At 56.4% G+C, this 18,346-nt stretch carries 19 protein-coding genes; 8 read left to right on the forward strand and 11 right to left on the reverse strand.

Going from position 1 to position 18,346, the window contains the following annotated elements; all coding sequences use genetic code 11:
• Positions 1 to 63: 63 nt before the first annotated feature.
• From ACFIO0_RS07950 to ACFIO0_RS07975, 6 genes are all read left to right on the forward strand, one after another.
• Positions 64 to 879, forward strand: coding sequence for a chromate resistance protein ChrB domain-containing protein (locus tag ACFIO0_RS07950; protein ID WP_390914810.1), 816 nt, complete (start codon positions 64 to 66; stop codon positions 877 to 879).
• Complete coding sequence (gene chrA, locus ACFIO0_RS07955; protein ID WP_390914811.1) at positions 876 to 2,111, forward strand: chromate efflux transporter; 1,236 nt, start codon at positions 876 to 878, stop codon at positions 2,109 to 2,111. The genes ACFIO0_RS07950 and chrA overlap by 4 nt, the downstream gene beginning before the upstream one ends.
• 80 nt (positions 2,112 to 2,191) lie before the next feature.
• Positions 2,192 to 2,689, forward strand: coding sequence for a ClpXP protease specificity-enhancing factor SspB (locus ACFIO0_RS07960; RefSeq protein ID WP_390914812.1), 498 nt, complete (start codon positions 2,192 to 2,194; stop codon positions 2,687 to 2,689).
• A 96-nt stretch (positions 2,690 to 2,785) separates the two neighbouring features.
• On the forward strand, positions 2,786 to 4,177 hold the full coding sequence (gene fumC / locus ACFIO0_RS07965) for a class II fumarate hydratase (RefSeq protein WP_390914813.1): 1,392 nt from the start codon (positions 2,786 to 2,788) through the stop codon (positions 4,175 to 4,177).
• Positions 4,174 to 4,350 carry a DUF4169 family protein gene (locus ACFIO0_RS07970; protein ID WP_390914814.1) on the forward strand — a complete coding sequence of 59 codons (177 nt, stop codon included), beginning with the start codon at positions 4,174 to 4,176 and terminating at the stop codon, positions 4,348 to 4,350. The genes fumC and ACFIO0_RS07970 overlap by 4 nt, the downstream gene beginning before the upstream one ends.
• Entirely contained in the window at positions 4,347 to 4,568 is a 222-nt protein-coding gene (locus ACFIO0_RS07975; protein ID WP_390914815.1) for a ribbon-helix-helix domain-containing protein, read from the forward strand. The genes ACFIO0_RS07970 and ACFIO0_RS07975 overlap by 4 nt, the downstream gene beginning before the upstream one ends.
• A 16-nt stretch (positions 4,569 to 4,584) precedes the next feature.
• Here the strand turns inward: ACFIO0_RS07975 and ACFIO0_RS07980 are convergent, their stop codons facing one another.
• The 5 genes from ACFIO0_RS07980 to ACFIO0_RS08000 form a co-directional block, all read right to left on the reverse strand.
• Entirely contained in the window at positions 4,585 to 5,478 is an 894-nt protein-coding gene (locus tag ACFIO0_RS07980; RefSeq protein ID WP_390914816.1) for a fructose bisphosphate aldolase, read from the reverse strand.
• Between the two features lie 62 nt (positions 5,479 to 5,540).
• On the reverse strand, positions 5,541 to 6,896 hold the full coding sequence (locus tag ACFIO0_RS07985) for a cytochrome P450 (protein ID WP_390914817.1): 1,356 nt from the start codon (positions 6,894 to 6,896) through the stop codon (positions 5,541 to 5,543).
• A complete protein-coding gene (locus ACFIO0_RS07990; protein WP_390914818.1) occupies positions 6,893 to 8,167 on the reverse strand; it encodes a hypothetical protein in 1,275 nt (424 codons plus the stop codon). Before ACFIO0_RS07990 ends, ACFIO0_RS07985 begins: the two co-directional genes overlap by 4 nt.
• Entirely contained in the window at positions 8,164 to 8,382 is a 219-nt protein-coding gene (locus ACFIO0_RS07995) for a hypothetical protein (RefSeq protein ID WP_390914819.1), read from the reverse strand. The genes ACFIO0_RS07990 and ACFIO0_RS07995 overlap by 4 nt, the downstream gene beginning before the upstream one ends.
• Positions 8,383 to 8,449: 67 nt before the next feature.
• The gene (locus ACFIO0_RS08000) at positions 8,450 to 9,202 is read right to left on the reverse strand and encodes a cytochrome c biogenesis protein CcdA (RefSeq protein WP_390914820.1); all 753 of its coding nucleotides are present in this window, start codon (positions 9,200 to 9,202) and stop codon (positions 8,450 to 8,452) included.
• Between the two features lie 104 nt (positions 9,203 to 9,306).
• Between ACFIO0_RS08000 and ACFIO0_RS08005 the strand changes: the two genes are divergently transcribed.
• Positions 9,307 to 9,540 (forward strand): sulfurtransferase TusA family protein, encoded by a 234-nt coding sequence (locus ACFIO0_RS08005; protein ID WP_390914821.1) that lies wholly within the window; start codon positions 9,307 to 9,309, stop codon positions 9,538 to 9,540.
• 57 nt (positions 9,541 to 9,597) lie between these two features.
• Here the strand turns inward: ACFIO0_RS08005 and ACFIO0_RS08010 are convergent, their stop codons facing one another.
• From ACFIO0_RS08010 to purC, 6 genes are all read right to left on the reverse strand, one after another.
• Positions 9,598 to 12,420, reverse strand: coding sequence for an Rne/Rng family ribonuclease (locus ACFIO0_RS08010; protein WP_390914822.1), 2,823 nt, complete (start codon positions 12,418 to 12,420; stop codon positions 9,598 to 9,600).
• Positions 12,421 to 12,945: 525 nt separating this feature from the next.
• Positions 12,946 to 14,280, reverse strand: coding sequence for a response regulator (locus ACFIO0_RS08015; RefSeq protein WP_390914823.1), 1,335 nt, complete (start codon positions 14,278 to 14,280; stop codon positions 12,946 to 12,948).
• 12 nt (positions 14,281 to 14,292) lie between these two features.
• On the reverse strand, positions 14,293 to 16,083 hold the full coding sequence (locus ACFIO0_RS08020) for an ATP-binding protein (RefSeq protein ID WP_390914824.1): 1,791 nt from the start codon (positions 16,081 to 16,083) through the stop codon (positions 14,293 to 14,295).
• A gap of 35 nt (positions 16,084 to 16,118) precedes the next feature.
• Positions 16,119 to 16,787, reverse strand: coding sequence for a phosphoribosylformylglycinamidine synthase subunit PurQ (purQ, locus tag ACFIO0_RS08025; protein ID WP_390914825.1), 669 nt, complete (start codon positions 16,785 to 16,787; stop codon positions 16,119 to 16,121).
• Positions 16,787 to 17,020: a phosphoribosylformylglycinamidine synthase subunit PurS gene (gene purS / locus ACFIO0_RS08030; RefSeq protein WP_390914826.1), complete on the reverse strand. Its 234-nt coding sequence runs from the start codon at positions 17,018 to 17,020 to the stop codon at positions 16,787 to 16,789. Before purS ends, purQ begins: the two co-directional genes overlap by 1 nt.
• 20 nt (positions 17,021 to 17,040) lie before the next feature.
• Positions 17,041 to 17,802, reverse strand: coding sequence for a phosphoribosylaminoimidazolesuccinocarboxamide synthase (purC, locus tag ACFIO0_RS08035; protein WP_390914827.1), 762 nt, complete (start codon positions 17,800 to 17,802; stop codon positions 17,041 to 17,043).
• Between the two features lie 158 nt (positions 17,803 to 17,960).
• Here purC and ACFIO0_RS08040 point away from each other — a divergent pair, with 158 nt between their 5' ends.
• Positions 17,961 to 18,266, forward strand: coding sequence for an ATPase inhibitor subunit zeta (locus tag ACFIO0_RS08040; RefSeq protein ID WP_390914828.1), 306 nt, complete (start codon positions 17,961 to 17,963; stop codon positions 18,264 to 18,266).
• The last annotated feature ends 80 nt before the right edge of the window (positions 18,267 to 18,346 follow it).

Genomic DNA, 18,346 nt, shown 5'->3' on the forward strand with positions numbered 1-18,346 from the left:
CTGCGAACGCCCCGTGAGGCGCCAGCCAGAAGTTCGCGTGTTTCCAAACAAAGGATGCATGCTATGGCTGCCCCAAACGAAATCTCCCCTCAACAATTGTTACGCCTGATCGGCACACCGAATGCGCCGATGATCATCGATATCTCAATCGATCCGGATTTTGCGGACGATCCGTTCATGATCCCTGCTGCGTTTCGTCACCCCCACACCGACATTGCCGGTCTGGTCGCGCTGTTGGGTGGTCGCCCTGCGGTTGTCACCTGCCAGCAAGGCATCAAGCTAAGCCAAGGCTTGGTCGCGCGGTTGCGCAACGATGGGCACAAGGCCGAATACCTGAGCGGTGGCAATTACGGCTGGCGAAATCTGGATGGTGCGCCGCGCGTTCCGGCCGCGGCACTGCCTGCCCCCGTGGATGGGCACACGCTTTGGGTGACGCGGCACCGGCCAAAGATCGACCGCATCGCTTGCCCTTGGTTGATCCGCCGTTTTGTCGATCCCGGCGCGCGTTTTCTGTTCGTGTCCCCTGCTGAAGTCATGGGCGTCGCGGATCGCTACAGCGCCACGCCGTTTGATGTTGAGGACGTGTTCTGGAGCCACCGCGACGAGAAATGCACCTTTGACACCATGCTGGATGAATTCGGATTGCGCACAGCAGCGCTCGACAAACTTTCGACTGTGATCCGCGCCGCCGACACGAACGCACACGACCTCGCGCCCGAGGCCGCCGGTTTGCTGGCTTTATCCGTTGGTTTGTCGCGCCAATTTCGCGATGATCATGACCAGCTAGACGCCGGAATGGCGATGTACGACGCCTTGTATCGTTGGGCGCGTGACGGCGCTGGTGAACGCCACGATTGGCCCGCAGGGCGCGGCAAATGAGCATCTCAACAAAGGAGTTGTTCAGCGCCTTTGGGCGCATCGGCTTGCTGTCATTTGGCGGGCCGGCTGCGCAAATCGCATTGATGCACGCCGAATTGGTCGAACGCCGCAAGTGGCTGAACGAAGACCAGTTCTTGCGCGCGTTGTCCTTGTGCATGTTGTTGCCGGGACCCGAAGCCATGCAGATGGCGACCTATGCGGGGTGGCGTTTGCGCGGCACGTTTGGTGGCCTGCTGGCAGGGTTATTGTTCGTCATCCCCGGCGCACTGGTCATTCTTGCACTGGCGCTGGGCTACGTGATTTACGGACAATTGCCATTGGTGCAAGCCGCATTTTTGGGCATCAAAGCGGCAGTCATCATTGTCGTCCTCCAAGCCCTGTTGCGGCTGGGAAAAAAGGCACTCAAGACCCGCGCCGCATGGGTGATTGCAGCGATCGCCTTTGTGGCGTTGTTCGCGTTTGGCCTTCCGTTTCCGCTGCTGGTCGCGGGTGCGGGTCTGTACGGTTATCTCACAGCTGATGGGCAAACCGCACCTGTTCGTGCGCCGATGCGACGACCAAACACGCTTGGGGTGATCGCCATTTGGGGTATGCTTTGGGCCACGCCGCTGATCCTGCTTGCGCTTTATGATCAGACGTTCTTGACTCAAGTCGGGTTGTTTTTCTCGAAACTTGCAGTGGTCACATTTGGCGGGGCCTACGCGGTTTTGGCCTACATGAGCCAGACCGTCGTGCAGGATTACGGCTGGATTACATCGGGGCAAATGATCGACGCGCTTGGGTTGGCGGAAACCACGCCGGGGCCGCTGATCTTGGTGACTGAATTTGTCGCGCTGTTGGCAGGCTACGCGCAGGGCGGCATTGGATTGGCGTTGGCCGCGGGTGCTGTGGCGCTTTGGGTCACGTTTACACCCTGCTTTTTGTGGATTTTTGTCGCCGGTCCTTACATCGAAACCTTAACGGATCGCCCCAAACTGGCCAATGCGTTGCAGTGCATCACCTCGGCGGTTGTCGGCGTCATTTTGAACCTGTCGATTTGGTTCGCGCTGCATGTCATATTCGATCAAATCACCCATTGGGGGGCCTTGCCCCTGCCCGACCCAAGCACGCTTAACATCCATGCTTTGGTCCTGACGCTAAGTGCTGCGGCGTTAATGGTGTGGCTGAAACGCGGGCTGACCCTGACCCTTGTGATCATGGCCTGCGCGGGGGTCGTCATCAGCTTTGTCTAAAGTCGGTTAAATTCCCCAAAACCCCTCTTTTCACTGCTGCCAAAAAGTTTATGGTAAACATAGCAATGATGGGGATGATCATGAGCCGGGATATCGACTACGGCAATCTGATGCACGAGGCCATGCGTGGTCTTATCAAAAAGGTGTTGCTGGACGTTCAGGCCAATGGCTTGCCCGGCAACCACCATTTTTTCATTACGTTTGACACCAGCCATCCGGATGCGGAATTGGCCGATTGGCTGTCTGACCGTTACCCCGGTGAAATGACCGTGGTGATGCAGCATTGGTACGACAATCTGGAGGTGGGCGATGACGGGTTTGGCATCAAGCTGAACTTTGGCGATTCTCCTGAACCGCTGTTTGTACCCTACGATGCGATCAAAACATTTGTTGATCCGTCCGTCGAATTTGGCCTCGCATTTGAGGCGCATGAAGACGAAGACACCGCTGAGATCACCGAACTGCCCACTGCGGACGAGGCGCAAGCAGCCCCGGAAACCAAATCCAGCGATGCCCCTGCACCAGCAGCGGCCCCTAAAGACGCCGAAGTTGTTTCATTGGACAGTTTCCGCAAATAGCACGCCTTTAGCGCACGCGCTGCAATTGCACGTTAAGCTTTAGCGCGTTAAACCGCGCCCAAAGGGATTTTACCCGCAGATTTTAGGAGCCACCAGATGTCCCAAACCCGTACAGAAACCGATAGTTTTGGCCCTCTGGAAGTGCCCGCTGACAAATATTGGGGCGCGCAAACGCAACGCTCGATAATCAATTTTCCCATCGGTTGGGAAAAACAGCCCATCGCCATTGTACGTGCGCTGGGCGTGATCAAAAAAGCCTGCGCACAGGCCAACATGGAACTGGGCGATTTGGATGAAACACGCGGCAACGCGATTGTTACTGCCGCAGGCGAAGTCGTTGACGGCAAATTCGACGACAACTTTCCCTTGGTGGTTTGGCAGACCGGGTCTGGTACGCAATCGAACATGAATTCCAACGAGGTCATCGCCAACCGCGCGATTGAAATTCTGGGCGGTGTGATCGGATCAAAAGACCCCGTGCACCCGAACGATCACTGCAACATGGGGCAGTCGTCTAACGACACATTCCCGACAGCGATGCACATTTCTACAGCAATGATGGCGCGCGATGTGCTGCTGCCCGGCTTGGCAAAACTGCACGCGGGTTTGCAGGCCAAGGTCGAAGAATTCGACGGCATCATCAAAATCGGACGCACCCACACCCAAGACGCAACGCCACTGACGCTGAGCCAGGAATTTTCTGGCTATACGCATCAAGTTGCGATGGGCATGCGTCGCATAAACGATGCATTGGGCCGTATTTACGAGTTGGCGCAAGGCGGCACTGCGGTCGGCACCGGCCTGAACACCAAAGCCGGTTGGGGCGAAATGGTCGCCAAAAACATGGCCGACATCACCGGCCTGCCGTTCATCACAGCCCCAAACAAATTCGAGGCTTTGGCCGCGCATGACGCGATGGTCGAAATCTCCGGTGCGCTGAAAACCGTGTCCGCGTCCTTGTTCAAGATCGCCAATGACATCCGCCTGTTGGGTTCTGGCCCGCGCTGTGGTTTGGGCGAATTGGTGTTGCCGGAAAACGAACCGGGCTCATCGATCATGCCGGGCAAAGTGAACCCGACGCAATGCGAGGCGCTGACCCAAGTCTGCATCCATGTCATGGGCAACGATGCCGCGGTCGGTTTTGCCGGATCACAAGGCCACTTTGAATTGAACGTCTACAAGCCAATGATGGCCTATAACGTGTTGCAATCTATGCAACTTTTGGGTGATGCATCGTCTGCCTTTACCGATAACCTGATTGCCGATCTTAAGGCCGATCCTGTGCGCATCGAAAAACTGATGCGCGAAAGCCTGATGCTGGTTACAGCGCTCGCGCCTGAAATCGGCTACGATAACGCGACCAAAGTCGCCAAAACCGCGCATAAAAACGGCACAACCCTTAAGGAAGAAGCGATTGCGCTGGGGTTTGTCGACGAAGAGACGTTCGAACGCGTCGTGCGCCCTGAAAACATGATCGGGCCAAAATGAGCGATCCGGTCAATCTGAACCAGTTTCGCAAAGCCAAAGCGCGGGTTGCAAAATCTGCACTGGCTGACGCGAACTCGGTAAAATTTGGCCGATCCAAAGCGCAAAAAGACACGGACCGCCAGGTGCAAGACAAAGCGACGCGCCTGCTGGACCAACACAAGCGCGAGACATGAGTGGTCGCCCGATCAAACGATCACTGACCCTAAAAGGTCACCGCACATCTGTTTCTTTAGAAGACGCGTTCTGGACCGAATTTAGAAATATTGCAGTCCGAAAAAACATGCACATCAATGCGTTAGCAAGCGAAGTTGATGTAGAGCGTGACGTCGATGTCGGTCTTGCCTCGGCCATCCGTGTCTTTGTTCTACGCGAACTCAAAAGACACGAATGACCGTACAAAGCGGGCCTTAGGCTACGGATGCGTCGTAGATTTTGCCGATATTCACACCCAAAGCCGCGTCAAATTCAGCGTCAGACATGTCGCGCTGCAACCCTTCGGTCAGCGCACGCGAAAAGCTGGCGATCATCTTGGAATTCTTGGCCAAACGCGCGCAGGCATCATCCGTCGAATAGCCACCTGACAATGCCACGACGCGCATAACCCGTGGGTGATCGGCAAGACCGTCGTACTGGCCGGCAACGTCTGGAATTGTTAGCTTGAGCATCACGTTTTGACCCTCTTCCAACGTCTCAAGCTGCGCCATTAGCGCATCACGCAGCATGTCTTCGGCTTGGGCTTTGTCGTCTGCGTGAATATTCACTTCTGGTTCAACAATCGGGACCAGACCCGCGGCAATCACAGTTTTGGCCAACTCAAACTGTTGCGCCACGATCTGTGCAATGCCGTCTGCGTTTGCAGAATTCACCACCGAACGTTCCTTGGTGCCAAAGATACCGGCAATCTTAGCCGCCGCCAAAGTTGCTTCAATGCCAGGCATCGGTTTCATCAACTGAACCCCGTTTGCTTCGTCCTCAAGACCCTTGTCGATCTTCAGGAACGGCACAACACCACAGTCGTTCCACAAATAGTCTGGCACGGATTTGCCGCCAATTTCTTCGCCCATTGTGCGTTCAAACAGAATCGCGCCGAGCACTTTTTTGTTGTTGAAATCAGGGGCCAGAATAATCCGTGCGCGCATTTTTTGAACTTCGGCGAACATTTCGGTCTCGGACCCGTAAGCCGATGCATCAACGCCGTACAGCCCAAGCGCCTTTGGCGTCGACCCGCCGCTTTGATCCAATGCCGCGATGAAACCCGCACCCGTTTCGATTTGTTTCGCTTGATCCGACATGACAGACATTCCCGTTTAATGATTCCGACGTTTGTGGTGGTGTAATTCAACACGCCGCCAATTGGTATATGTTAGCGGCGGACAATCCGCAGTCTGATCCCGTCTTTTGAACGCACAGTCAGATGTGCCACCGGAACAGGCGCATCTTCGCCGTCCAGCTCGACCCGAAGGTCACGTAACAGGCGCGACAAGATCAGCGGCCCTTCGACCATGGCAAACCCGGCCCCCGTGCAGACACGCGCGCCAGCAGAAAACGGGATGAACGCATCGCGCTGACAGGTTTTGCCATTTTCCGTGGCCCAGCGGGTCGGATCAAACCCGTCCGGATTGTCCCACAGCCGTTCATGCCGGTGCAGGTGCCATGGGCTAATCACAACCTGACTGCCGGTCGCGACATCACGGTCGCGAAAATGCTCGGGGCAGCTGGTTTCGCGCACCATCATCGGCACAGGCGGATACAAACGCAGTGTTTCGCGGAACACATCGCGCGAGATACGCAACTTGGATATCTGCCCAAAATCCGGACCGCTGAGCGCCTTGGCTTCCTCGGCGATTTTGTCCTGCCATTCCGGGTAACGCGCCATCAAGTACAGGGCCCACGCGAGAGCCGACGCGCTGGTTTCATGGCCTGCAAGGAAAAAGATAGCAACTTGATCGACCATTTCTTCGGTGCTGAACTGATCGCCGGTAACAGGATCAGCAGTGGTCATGATCTTGGTTGCCAAATCGTCGGGGGCGGTGTCCGAGCGGATCGCGTCCATACGATCTTGGGTCAGTTGCGTAATCAGCGCGCGGATGCGTTTGGCGCTGGCTTTGGTGTCTTTGCGAAACAGACGCGGCATCCATTTGGGCAGCGGAATAAAGGCAGCCAGGTTCAGGATTGGCTGACTGCGCTGATAGGTTTTGAATTCGTCAAACACCTCGCGCGCGACGGCGTGTTCGATCGGGATCGAAAACAGCGTGCGAAAGATCACGTCGGCGGCAGCGTGGCTGGTTTGCTCTTCGATCTCGACCACCAGCCCCGCTTGCGTCGCCAAACGCTCTGCCGCCGATTCCGCTGCGGCCCACATTGCCGGATAGGTTTCGCGCAGACGTCCGCCCTCAAACGCGGGATCAATGATGCGCCGCTGTTTCTTCCAAACCTCACCGTTGGTCAGGAACACCGAATTCCCCAGCAACGGACGTAAGCCTTCGCCGATACGGTCCGACTTTGGGAAATCATCGGGGCGATCCTTGAGCACGGTTTTCACCAACTCCGGTTGGTTCATCAGGTAGCTGCGGAAAAACGGTGTGCGGAATTCGGCCATCCAAGCCCGGTACAGGCGCGCGGGCTGGGCCGACAGGATGTCTTGACGAAACAGGCGGACGTAGCGCCACAGCGACACTTTGGATGGGCGGCTGGAAGGCTTTGGCGGCAGATCCGTCATGGCGCAATAGACCTGTATTTTGACACCGCGTGATCGATCCGCGATTTGGACGGTGCCCGCCCGCGATATTGATCGCCCAGTGTTTTTGGGCCCGCAGTGATTTGAAAGTAGTCGTAGTTTCCAGGTCGATCAAAGGCGCACATGTATTGAAAATGCAGGCGGAAAAATTTCCAACGCAAGGATTTCCAACGCTCTGGGCTGAGGGTCTGGGTGAATGCGGCGGACAATACCAACGGCCAGCGCTTGCCATCTGTGGCAACCCCAGACACGGACACCGGATCGCACAACGCAAAGGCGCAACCATCGCCCGGGGCTGTGACATCGACCCATGTCAGGCGGTCTTGGGTGGATAGGAATTGTAAATCGGCGCGCAACCGATGTGCCTGTGGCAGGAACGAAACCATCGGCACCACCTGCCCCAACGACAGAAACGACAGAGTTGGGCCAGCCTCGGGGGCTTCGCCCATGCGGATCAGGTCAGACAAGATCGACACGCCCAAATGCGCGCCTGAGGAATGGCCGACGACCAGAACTTCGTCCACATCCGAGTGCAGTGCGTTGGCGATGTCAGCCCGGAATTCGGCCATGCGTGCCTCTAGCTCGGGCGGGTTTGCGCCACGCGAGGCAGCCGAATACGCATAGTCGTGCATGAGATAGTAGACAAAAAACTTGGCGTCTTGTGCCTTGAACCAGCGCAAGGTTAGGTAAAATGCAGCAAGACCACCTAAGCATGCCGCGATGATCGTTTCCTCAAACCATTTAGGCCAAAACATGACGGGGCCGTAAATCGCCTCTTCTAATAGTCGTGATGCTTTGCCAATCACCGTACCGACCACGTAGAATGCCAAACATGCCAGCAGCAGTTGCACCAGCAACATTCCGACGGGATAAAGCGCTGCGATCACCGGCCCTTTGCGTAGCCGCATCAGCCGCCACAGCGCGCCGGATGTGATGTACACCCACGCCGTTCGGATCAGTTGCCAGTAGGTCGCGGGAATGGAATTGGCCATACTATCGCGCACGATGTCGGACCACACCAGCACCTCGACGTCGGCATGCACCTCGGTGTCATCGATCAGGCTATCGACCTGCCAGCCATAGTTGCCGCCGCCCTCTTTGGGGCGCAGTTTCAGATAGTATTGCGAAATTTCGGCCTGCGCTTTGCCCTCAGAGCGGTACAATTCGCGGTAGCGACGCGGATGAATCGGATCATAGCCCGGGATGTAAAACACCCGCCGCTTTTTCACCGCTTCATCAGCGTCATTTGTCATGCAAAGGTTTCAGACAAATCGGTTTTGTCTTCTGCCGGGCCCATCGCCAGCAATGCCACAATCGCAACAAGCGGACTGACGAGGACGCTGATCAAAACCCAACCAAGCCCGCTGCGGTTTCTGTTACGTGCCATTTTCAGCGGCACGAAAATACATAGCCAAATCAAAAAGGCAAAAATTGCCAGTGTAATTGCGATGATAAAAAATGTTTCCATGGGGTAGTTCTCCTTTTGTTAAGAGATCCCTAGCAACCATGTTTGACCAAAATATGGCGTAACGCAACTACCCCAGTGCTGCCAGAAACGGAAAGGTTTCAAGCAACCAGAACGACATGCTGGACATCGCACCAAACAGCAGCGCCAGCCCCACCAAAATCAGCAAACCGCCCATAATGCGTTCGATCAGAACCATGTGGCGTTTGATGCGGTTCATCACCCCCATGGCGCGGCTGATAAAGATCGCGGCCAACAAGAATGGCAGGCCCAAACCGATAGCGTAAATACCAAGCAACATAGTGCCGCGTGCGACGGACCCTTCTGATGCAGCAAGCGATAGGATCGCGCCCAGTTGCGGGCCGATGCACGGCGTCCAACCAAAGGCAAAGGCAAGGCCCAAAACGTAGGCCCCGAACGAAGACCCCCCCTGATCACCGGCATCCATCCGCGCCTCGCGGTCCAGAAACGGAATGCGGAAAAGCCCAACAAAATGCAGGCCAAAGATGATGATCACGACACCGGAAATCTGGGCAAAAAGGATTTGATTTTGCAGGAAAAACGCACCGAACGCCGAGGCCGCAAACCCGAGTAGGATGAACACCGTGCTCAGCCCCAGAACAAAGAACAAGGCAGCGACAATCGCTTTGCGTTGCGCGGATTTTTCATCGGTCATTTCGCTGACGCTAACCCCGCTCATGTACGCCAAATACGGCGGCACGATGGGCAGTACGCAAGGTGACAAAAAGCTAACGACACCTGCGAACAGGGCGATGGCCATGGCAGGGAGTAAGCCTGCGTCGATGATTTCAAATCCAAACATAGGCCACTGCTATGCGAATTCGGTGGGCCCGTCACTAGGCTCGGCACAAACGCGCGGTCACAACCTTGTGGACAGGGTGAAACATTGGCCCTATCTGGAGCGATATGAGCAATGAAAAAACCCATCTGGATGCGCGTGGCTTGCTGTGCCCCCTACCCGTATTGAAGGCACGCAAACGCTTGCAGGTTTTGGCAATTGGCGACGATTTGACGGTTGTTGCGGATGATCCCGCCGCGATCATCGATGTGCCGCATTTCTGCGCCCAAAGCGGTCATCAGCTGGTGTCGACGGACACGAACGGTTCCGATCAGACCTATGTGATCCGCAAAACGCGCTAGAGCCAGACTGCCTCGGAATTGAAAAAGGCGGACCGTTTGGCCCGCCTTTTTGTCGTTTTACTTGCTGCCACCCAGTGACCACCAACCGCGCCGCTTAGGCTTGGCTGGCTCTTCTGGTTTGGCGATTACAGGCTCTGGCGCAGGTGGCGCGGCAGGCTCTGGCGTTGGTGCGACAACCGGTTCCGGCACTGCGATCACTGCAGGTTCCGCGACTGGCTCGGGCGGCGCGGCTTGCTCGGCGGCAGGCTCAACCACTACGGCCGTCTTTGGCTTGGTGGTGCGCGTACGCGTTGTCTTTGGTTTGGGTTCAGCTTTGGGTTTTGCGGCGGCCTTAGGCTTTGGTTCAGCCTTTGGTTTCGGCGCTGCTTTTGCCCGTGGCTTGCGCGTGGCCTTTGGCTTTTCTTCGGCTTTTGCGTCAACTTCGGCCTCAACCACAGGCGCGTCATCCGCCTTTGCATCGGTTGCGGCATTCGCATCCGCAACCGCAGCGGAGGCTGCTTTGGACGCCGCTGTCGATTTGGTTGAGCGCGTGCGTGTCACCTTCGGCTTTGGCTTTTCTTCGGCCGCGACTTCGGTTTCAGGCGTGGCATCAGCCGCGACATCGGCCTCAGCAACCGGCTCAGCAGGCGCGTCACCTTCGCTCTGAGTGTCACCCGCTTCAACGCCGTCTTGGCCCTCGGTGTAAGACGATTTTTTCCGCCGACGCCGCCGACGACGACGTTTCGGTTTCGGCTCGCCGTCTTCACCAACGGGCACCTCGGTCGAGACAGCGGCACTGGATTGATCCGATGCTTGGTCTGCCGATTGATCCGCAGCGCGATCCGCGGCTTCTTGGGCGTCTGCTGCGGCGGCATCTGCTTCGTCGATCTTGTCCATGATGGACGTGTCAACCGACACCACGGGCGCAGTCACAGCCGAGATATTGCGCACGGCAGTTTTGAATTTCTCGATGCTGAAATCAGGGCTGATCAAGGATGGATCGCCTTCAATCCGCACGGCCATGCCGTAGCGTGCTTCGATTTGCGCGATGTGCTCGCGCTTTTGGTTCATCAAGAAGTTCGAGATGCCAATCGGGCAACGGACCAAAACTTCGCGCGAACGACGACGTGTACCTTCTTCTTCGATTTGGCGTAGGATCGACAGCGCAAGGTTGTCGTCCGAACGGATTAAACCGGTGCCGTGACACGCAGGACAAGGCTGTGTTGTTGCCTCGATCATGCCAGGACGCAAACGTTGGCGCGACATTTCCATCAGACCAAAGCCCGAAATGCGACCCACTTGAATGCGGGCGCGATCCGTCTTCAGTTTGTCCTTCATCATCTTTTCGACAGAGGCGTTGTTCTTACGTTCGTCCATGTCGATAAAGTCGATGACGATCAGGCCAGCAAGGTCACGCAGACGCAATTGACGCGCGACTTCGGCCGCAGCTTCAAGGTTGGTCTTGGTTGCGGTTTGCTCGATTGATGCCTCTTTGGTCGCGCGACCAGAGTTGACGTCAATCGCCACCAGCGCTTCGGTCACGCCGATCACGATGTAACCGCCAGATGGCAATTGCACGGTCGGGTTAAACATACCGCCCAGATAGCTTTCGACCTGATAGCGCGCAAACAGCGGCAACGTGTCTTCATAGCGTTTCACGTTTTTGGCGTGCGACGGCATGATCATTTTCATGAAGTCTTTGGCAATGCGGTAGCCGCGTTCACCTTCAACAAACACTTCGTCAATCTCGCGGTTGTACAAATCGCGGATCGAGCGTTTGATCAAATCGCCCTCTTCGTAGATTTTAGACGGCGCGATGGATTTCAACGTCAGCTCGCGGATTTGTTCCCACAGGCGTTGCAGATATTCATAGTCACGCTTGATCTCGGCTTTGGTGCGCTTGGCACCGGCTGTACGCACGATCAGGCCAGCACCTTGTGGCACTTCGATTTCGTTGGCGATCTCTTTTAGTTTTTTGCGGTCCACAGCGTTGGTGATCTTGCGGGAAATGCCGCCGCCGCGGGCCGTGTTTGGCATCAAGACGCAGTAACGACCGGCCAAAGACAGATACGTGGTCAGGGCAGCGCCCTTGTTGCCGCGTTCCTCTTTGACGACCTGAACCAACAGGATCTGGCGTACTTTAACAACTTCTTGGATCTTGTAGCGACGAGGGCGTGGCTTGCGGGCCGGGCGAATGTCTTCGCTGTCGTCTTCGTCCGCTACAGATTCGATGCTGTCATCCTTAGAGGACGCTTTGGAGCCTTTGGACTCTTCTGCGTCGGCCTCGGATGCGTCATCTTCGGAAGCGTCGTCTGATGGTTCTTCTGTCGCTTCGACAGCGTCCTCAGACTCATCCGCGCTTGGCGTTTCGACTGGCGTGTCCGCAACCGTCACCATCGGTGATGCGGCTTCACCGACCTCCCCTGCCAGCGTGTCTTCGCCGTCAAGGTCGATGGTTTCCATGCCGCTGATTTCGCCCTCAACCTCGGTCGAGGCAACGGCATCATCGGTTACAACATCCGACGCTTTGGTTTTGGAACGACTGCGCGAGCGCGACCGCGAGGTGCGCTTTGGCTTGTCTTCTTCGTCGTCACGGGCGCGCTGTGCTTCTGCATAGGCGCGCTCTTCTTCCATCAGGGCCTCACGGTCCGCGACGGGGATTTGGTAATAATCCGGGTGGATTTCGCTGAACGCGAGGAAACCATGACGATTGCCGCCATAATCCACAAACGCCGCCTGCAGCGACGGTTCGACCCGTGTTACTTTTGCGAGATAGATGTTGCCGGCCAGTTGGCGGCGATTTTCGGATTCAAAATCGAATTCCTCGACCTTGTTTCCGTCGACCACCACGACGCGGGTTTCTTCCGCGTGGGTGGCATCGATAAGCATTTTCTTAGGCATATTGTCCGTTTGCACCGTGCAAGAAGGCGCCGCCCCGGAGGAGCAGTGGCTTTTGGAGGGTGACTTGTCAGGGCGAAGTGGGACGCGCGGCAGTACGGGGCCAAAAGACCCTCTGCTGTGATGCTCAATGCTATCGCGCGCGTCATCGCGTTTCTTCTCCGACACGCCCACCCATTCAGGCGGCGCATCCATTATATGCTGCGTGTCGCGATGTTTGCGATCCGTCAGCGTCTCTCAGCCACACACCTTGATGCGGGGCTCAATCGGTCTGCGTGATCTGGGTAGTCCTTGATGTTTCAAAGAACTGCCCGGTGTCCACCGCAGCGAAACTCATTTTAGAAGATGCGACGCGGTTTTGCGTCAGAACTCCTACCCTTTAGATAAAGTCTTTTGCGGGCCAAATACAATGACAATCTGCCGCAAACCGGACAACTAACGACAATCAGCCGACAAAACGACGGCGCTGGACAATGAGACTGGCAAAAGCCTCAAAGTCAGCGCCGTGATTTTCGTGTCAAACAGGGTTTACAGGTAGTCAGATCGCTGCAAGCCGTATTTGGCCATTTTCTCGTTCAACGTGCGGCGTGGCAGGCACAGCTCTTCCATCACACTCGCAATCGAGCCCTTGTGACGGCGCATCGTGTTGTCGATCAACATCCGCTCGAACGCTTCGACGTATTCCTTAAGCGGCTTGCCTTCGGTGGTCATAACCGGCTGCATTTCCTCGTGATCCGACATCAACAGCGACGCGATGGTGCCAGAGCCACGACGGGCTTGCAGCACAGCGCGTTCTGCGACGTTGATCAGCTGACGCACGTTGCCGGGCCACGGGGCTTGCAGCAATTGCGCGGCCTCTTGCGCAGATACTTTGGGGGCATCACAGCCGTATTCGTCAGCAAATTGATCCCCCAGACGGGTGAACAAGGTCAGAATGTCTTCGCCCCGTTGACGCAGGGGTGGCACAGTGATGCGCAAGGCGGCCAAACGGTACAGCAGATCAGGGCGCAGCGCGTCTTCGCAGGTGCGCCCCGCTTCTTGCATGTTGCAAATGCCGACGATGCGGGTTTCTGCCGGCGTGCCTTGCTCGTTGATCACGCTCAACAAGCGCGCTTGCAGGCCCTCGCTGATTGCCTCAATGTCTTCAAGAACCAGCGTGCCGCCGCGGGCCTCTTCGATCGCAGGCAATTGCGCGTCCTCAGGCAACATCGGGCCAAACAGACGCTTGCCGAGCGCCTCTTCTTCCAAAGCGGAACAGCTGACCAACACGAATTTCTTACCAGCGCGGCTGCCAACAGCATGCAACGCATGCGCCACCAGTGTTTTACCAGTGCCGGTTTCGCCTTCGATCAGAACGTGGCCATCGGCCTGCCCCAAATCCAGAATGTCTTCGCGCAGGCGCTCCATCACCGGTGACTGACCGATCAGCTTTTTCATCAACTGACCGCCGTCAGACAGTTCTTTGCGCAACAGCCGGTTGTCCATCACCAAACGCCGCGCGCCTGTGGCCTTTTTGGCCAACTCGGACATGCGATCAGGGTTAAACGGTTTTTCAAGGAAATCGAACGCACCAACGCGCATTGCTTCCACGGCCATTGGTACATCGCCGTGACCGGTGATCATGATCACCGGCAGCGCGCTGTCATTGCCCATCAGTTTTTTCAGAAACTGCATGCCGTCCATGCCGGGCATTTTGATGTCGGAAATGACGATGCCGGGGTATTCTGGTCCAAGCACTTTCAGCGCGTCTTCGGCGCTGGCAAAGGTTTCCGTGTCGTAGCCGGACAAGGCCAGCCATTGGCTGATAGATTGCCGCATATCCTGTTCGTCATCAACGATCGCGATTTTCATGGCTTTTGTCATGCTCTTACTACCTTACTCGGCCGCTTGTGATGAGGCCGTGGTTTCTGTTGTCTCGTCCCGTTTGTTTGCCGTACTGGCAAGAATGGGCAAGCTCATCTCAAAGACAGCGCCGCCCGTTTGGCCGTCACGCGCAGTGAGCCGTCCGCCCAATTCGTTGACGATGCCGGATGAAATGGCAAGACCAAGGCCAACGCCCTCGCCCGGCTGCTTGGTGGTGTAAAACGGCTCAAAGAGCGCATCCTTGTTCTCGATCCCGGGGCCGTTGTCGCGCACCGTGAGGGTCGCGGTTTCACCGGCAGACAGGATGATATCGACCTGCGGATTGCGTTCGGATTTGGTGGCATCCAGCGCGTTGCGAAACAGGTTCACCATCACTTGCTCGATGCGCATGCGATCCCCCATCACCTCGACAGGATCATCCGGAATGATACGCGTGATCTGGACCTGTCGCTGACGTAGTTGCGGCTCCATCATCGACAGCGAAGACGCGAGCGCATCGCCCATGTTTACAGGGCTTAGCTCTTCGGCACCTTTGCGCGCATATGACTTCAACTGGCGCGTAATTGCGCCCATCCGTTCGATCAGATCATCGATGCGCCCAAAGGAGGACAAGGCCTCGTCCGGACGCGCGCGGGTCAGCAAAAGGCGCGCCCCCGCCAGATAGGTTTTCATGGCGGCCAGCGGTTGGTTTAGCTCGTGACTGACAGCCGCCGACATCTCGCCCAGTGCGGCCAGTTTCGAGGACTGTTCAAGGGTCTGTTCGGCCACCGCTAGTGTCTCTTGGACCCGCTCACGCTCGGCGATTTCCCGCTGCAAGCGCTGGTTCAATTGGCGAAGCTCTGCCGATTCCCGCATGAAAAATGCCATGCGCCCGGCCGTGCGACGACTGAGGAAATAGAAGGTCAAGGCCAGCAGAATCGCAAATCCCATAATCTCGAGCGCGAGCACCCCGTTCACCCGTTCGCGCACCGACGCGTAGGTTGTAAAAGAGATCATGCGCCAGCCTCGAAACGCCACACGGCTTTCCAAACGCATCACCGCTTCGCCTTGCAGATAAGCATCGGGCGGCAGTGCCGTCCAATCAGCCGTCGCTTGGATTGCCCGCTGGATCGCGCTTTGCGGTGTTTGCTCGGCCAAGGCTTCGGCCTCGGTACGTCCACGCCAGCGCGGTTCAGTCGCCAAAATGATCGCACCGGTGCCGTCGGTGACGATCAAAGCGTCAGAAATGCCGGCCCATGCGCGTTCAAACTTCTGCAAATCGACCTCGACAGAAATCACCCCTAGCGTGTCGCCTGCGGATTGAACGCGGCGCGAATAGTTAAAGACGAAACCGCCCGCCTCGCGCGGTTCTGCGGTGAAAATCGTGCCCTGCCCGCGCAACGCCTCAAGAAAATGTGGCGCATTGCGGTGGCTTGAACCAAGCCGGTTGCGTTCAGTGGCGGCAACCGCGCGCCCGTCACGATCCAGCAACAAGATCGACGCCGCCCCGATTTCCTCGACGAAGGAAATCAGACGTTGGGTCGATTGCGTGTAATCTGTGGAATTCAACGCCCCGATCAATGTGGGATCACGGGCCAAAAGTTGCGGAACAATCGCGTTTTGGCGCAATTCGGACAGCAAGTTGCCGGAATACAGCGCCAATCGCAGTTCCGCCCGATTGCGCGTGGTTTCGGTAAATCGGTCAGTCAAAAAGCGGTTGGTAACGGACACCGTGACGACCGCTAGGACAAATAACGCCACCAAAGCCAGGCGCACTCGCCAACTGATTGCATTATTTTTTCTGAAAACACTGGCACCACTCATGCGCTAACGTACTGCGCTAGGCGCGCAGGCTCAAGTCACGCTGATGCGAGCGTCCCCATCAATGCGCGGAACAACGCCTGCCCGTCAGTACCACCATGTCCTGCATCGGCTGCACGTTCAGGGTGTGGCATCATGCCAAGCACACGTTTGTTGGCAGATAAAATGCCCGCAATGTCGGCTTTGGCCCCGTTTGGCGTGTCTGTGTAGGTGAACGCGATGCGGTCCTCGCCCTTGAGAGTGGCAATCGTTTCATCGTCGGCAAAATAGTTGCCGTCGTGGTGCGCAATTGGAATGTCGATCACATCGCCTGCGTTGTAGCCAGCGGTGTAGGCTGACGCTGATGTCTCAACTTTTAGCCCGATGGTTTTACAGATGTATTTCAGGCCAGCATTTCGGAGCAATGCGCCCGGCAGAACCCCGGTTTCGGTCAAAACCTGAAAGCCGTTGCAGATCCCTAGCGCATAGCCGCCGCGATCTGTGTGCGCTTTGATTTCGTTGCAAATCGGCGAATTGGCCGCGATGGCCCCGCAGCGCAGGTAGTCGCCAAACGAAAACCCGCCCGGAACGCCGACCATGTCGATGCCGTCGGGCAGCTTGGTGTCTTTGTGCCAAACCATCGACACTTTGGCCCCTGCGGCCTCAAAGGCGACAGCCAGATCGCGGTCACAGTTGGATCCCGGAAAGACAACAACAGCTGCGTGCATTATGCGAACCCTTCGATCGTGTAGGATTCGATCACCGTGTTGGCGAGCAGCTTTTCGCACATCGCTGTCACGTCTGCCTCAGTTGCGCCGTCGGCCAGATCAAGCTCGATCACTTTGCCCTGACGCACCCCGTTCACACCGTCAAACCCCATCGACCCCAGCGCGTGGCGCACGGCCTCGCCTTGCGGGTCCAAAACGCCGTTTTTCAACATGACATGTACACGTGCTTTCATCGATCTTCTCCGGCAGTTCTTTAGTTGATCAAGGTAGGTTTGGTGATCGGCGTCGACGTTTTGGGCATCACGCCCAAACGCTGCGCCACTTCGGTGTAGGCGTCGGTCAGGTTGCCAAGGTCACGGCGGAACACGTCTTTGTCCAGCTTTTGGCCGGTTTCAATGTCCCAAAGGCGGCAGCTGTCGGGGCTGATTTCATCGGCCACAACAAGGCGTTGGAAATCACCGTCATAGACGCGACCAACTTCGATTTTGAAATCAACCAAGCGAATACCAACCGCATACATAATGCCGGTCAGGAAATCGTTGACGCGCAGGGCCAGTGAAAGAATGTCTTCCATGTCTTGCTGTGATGCCCATCCGAACGCCGCGATGTGTTCCTCAGATACCAGCGGATCGCCAAGACTGTCGTCCTTGAGGCAATATTCCACAATCGGGCGCGGCAATTGCGTGCCTTCGTCAATACCCAGACGCTTGGACATGGTGCCCGCCGCATAGTTGCGCACGATAATTTCCAGCGGCACAATTTCGCAAGATTTGCACAGTTGTTCGCGCATGTTCAGGCTTTTGATGAAATGCGTCGGCACGCCGATCTGATTCAGACCCGTCATGAAATATTCAGACAAGCGGTTGTTCAACACACCTTTGCCTTCGATCACGGCCTTCTTTTCAGCATTGAATGCAGTCGCATCGTCCTTGAAATACTGCACAATCGTGCCCGGCTCCGGGCCTTCATACAAGATCTTAGCTTTGCCTTCGTAAATCTTTTTGCGACGGGCCATGAGCGTCCTTTCCCATATCAAGGGATCATTTGGGGCAATCTATTCCGCCCGTTTGCCGCTCTCATACGACAAGGGTCGCCGCCTCGCAAGCTGGCCTCTTGTTTGAATTCAATTCGCTGCACATATCTGGTGGGTATGCCACTGCTAAGGAGACGAAAATGAGCACTTTTGATGACCGTGAAACCGCGTTTGAAGCGAAATATGCCCATGATGTGGAAATGCAGTTCAAGGCCGCGGCGCGACGTAACAAACTGCTGGGTCTGTGGGCGGCTGAAATTTTGGGAAAAACGGGCGATGCTGTACAGCAATATGTAAGTGATGTGATCAAATCCGACCTCCAAGAAGCCGGCCACGAGGATGTCTTTCGCAAAGTGTCCGCTGATTTGGGGGCCAAAGTCGATGAGGCGACCTTGCGGGCAAAAATGCAAGATCTGATGGTCGAAGCACAAGCTCAACTGCTGTAGTATTATTATTATACAATATCTTACGCGCGTTAGTTCATCTAACATAAACACGAAATCCATTGGTCCACGTTAACGTGATA

The sequence above is a fragment of the Pseudosulfitobacter sp. SM2401 genome (assembly GCF_042932805.1).
In the GTDB taxonomy this organism is placed as follows: domain Bacteria; phylum Pseudomonadota; class Alphaproteobacteria; order Rhodobacterales; family Rhodobacteraceae; genus Ascidiaceihabitans.

Coding starts and splice junctions, on each gene's coding strand:
- purQ (WP_390914825.1), bottom strand. CDS start 16,787: ATGCACGCAGCTGTTGTTGTCTTTCCGGGATCCAACTGTGACCGCGAT.
- ACFIO0_RS07950 (WP_390914810.1), top strand. CDS start 64: ATGGCTGCCCCAAACGAAATCTCCCCTCAACAATTGTTACGCCTGATC.
- ACFIO0_RS07960 (WP_390914812.1), top strand. CDS start 2,192: ATGAGCCGGGATATCGACTACGGCAATCTGATGCACGAGGCCATGCGT.
- ACFIO0_RS07990 (WP_390914818.1), bottom strand. CDS start 8,167: ATGACAAATGACGCTGATGAAGCGGTGAAAAAGCGGCGGGTGTTTTAC.
- ACFIO0_RS07980 (WP_390914816.1), bottom strand. CDS start 5,478: ATGTCTGTCATGTCGGATCAAGCGAAACAAATCGAAACGGGTGCGGGT.
- ACFIO0_RS08015 (WP_390914823.1), bottom strand. CDS start 14,280: ATGACAAAAGCCATGAAAATCGCGATCGTTGATGACGAACAGGATATG.
- ACFIO0_RS07985 (WP_390914817.1), bottom strand. CDS start 6,896: ATGACGGATCTGCCGCCAAAGCCTTCCAGCCGCCCATCCAAAGTGTCG.
- ACFIO0_RS08010 (WP_390914822.1), bottom strand. CDS start 12,420: ATGCCTAAGAAAATGCTTATCGATGCCACCCACGCGGAAGAAACCCGC.
- ACFIO0_RS07975 (WP_390914815.1), top strand. CDS start 4,347: ATGAGTGGTCGCCCGATCAAACGATCACTGACCCTAAAAGGTCACCGC.
- ACFIO0_RS07970 (WP_390914814.1), top strand. CDS start 4,174: ATGAGCGATCCGGTCAATCTGAACCAGTTTCGCAAAGCCAAAGCGCGG.
- ACFIO0_RS07995 (WP_390914819.1), bottom strand. CDS start 8,382: ATGGAAACATTTTTTATCATCGCAATTACACTGGCAATTTTTGCCTTT.
- chrA (WP_390914811.1), top strand. CDS start 876: ATGAGCATCTCAACAAAGGAGTTGTTCAGCGCCTTTGGGCGCATCGGC.
- purC (WP_390914827.1), bottom strand. CDS start 17,802: ATGGCCCGTCGCAAAAAGATTTACGAAGGCAAAGCTAAGATCTTGTAT.
- ACFIO0_RS08000 (WP_390914820.1), bottom strand. CDS start 9,202: ATGTTTGGATTTGAAATCATCGACGCAGGCTTACTCCCTGCCATGGCC.
- fumC (WP_390914813.1), top strand. CDS start 2,786: ATGTCCCAAACCCGTACAGAAACCGATAGTTTTGGCCCTCTGGAAGTG.
- ACFIO0_RS08005 (WP_390914821.1), top strand. CDS start 9,307: ATGAGCAATGAAAAAACCCATCTGGATGCGCGTGGCTTGCTGTGCCCC.
- ACFIO0_RS08020 (WP_390914824.1), bottom strand. CDS start 16,083: ATGAGTGGTGCCAGTGTTTTCAGAAAAAATAATGCAATCAGTTGGCGA.
- ACFIO0_RS08040 (WP_390914828.1), top strand. CDS start 17,961: ATGAGCACTTTTGATGACCGTGAAACCGCGTTTGAAGCGAAATATGCC.
- purS (WP_390914826.1), bottom strand. CDS start 17,020: ATGAAAGCACGTGTACATGTCATGTTGAAAAACGGCGTTTTGGACCCG.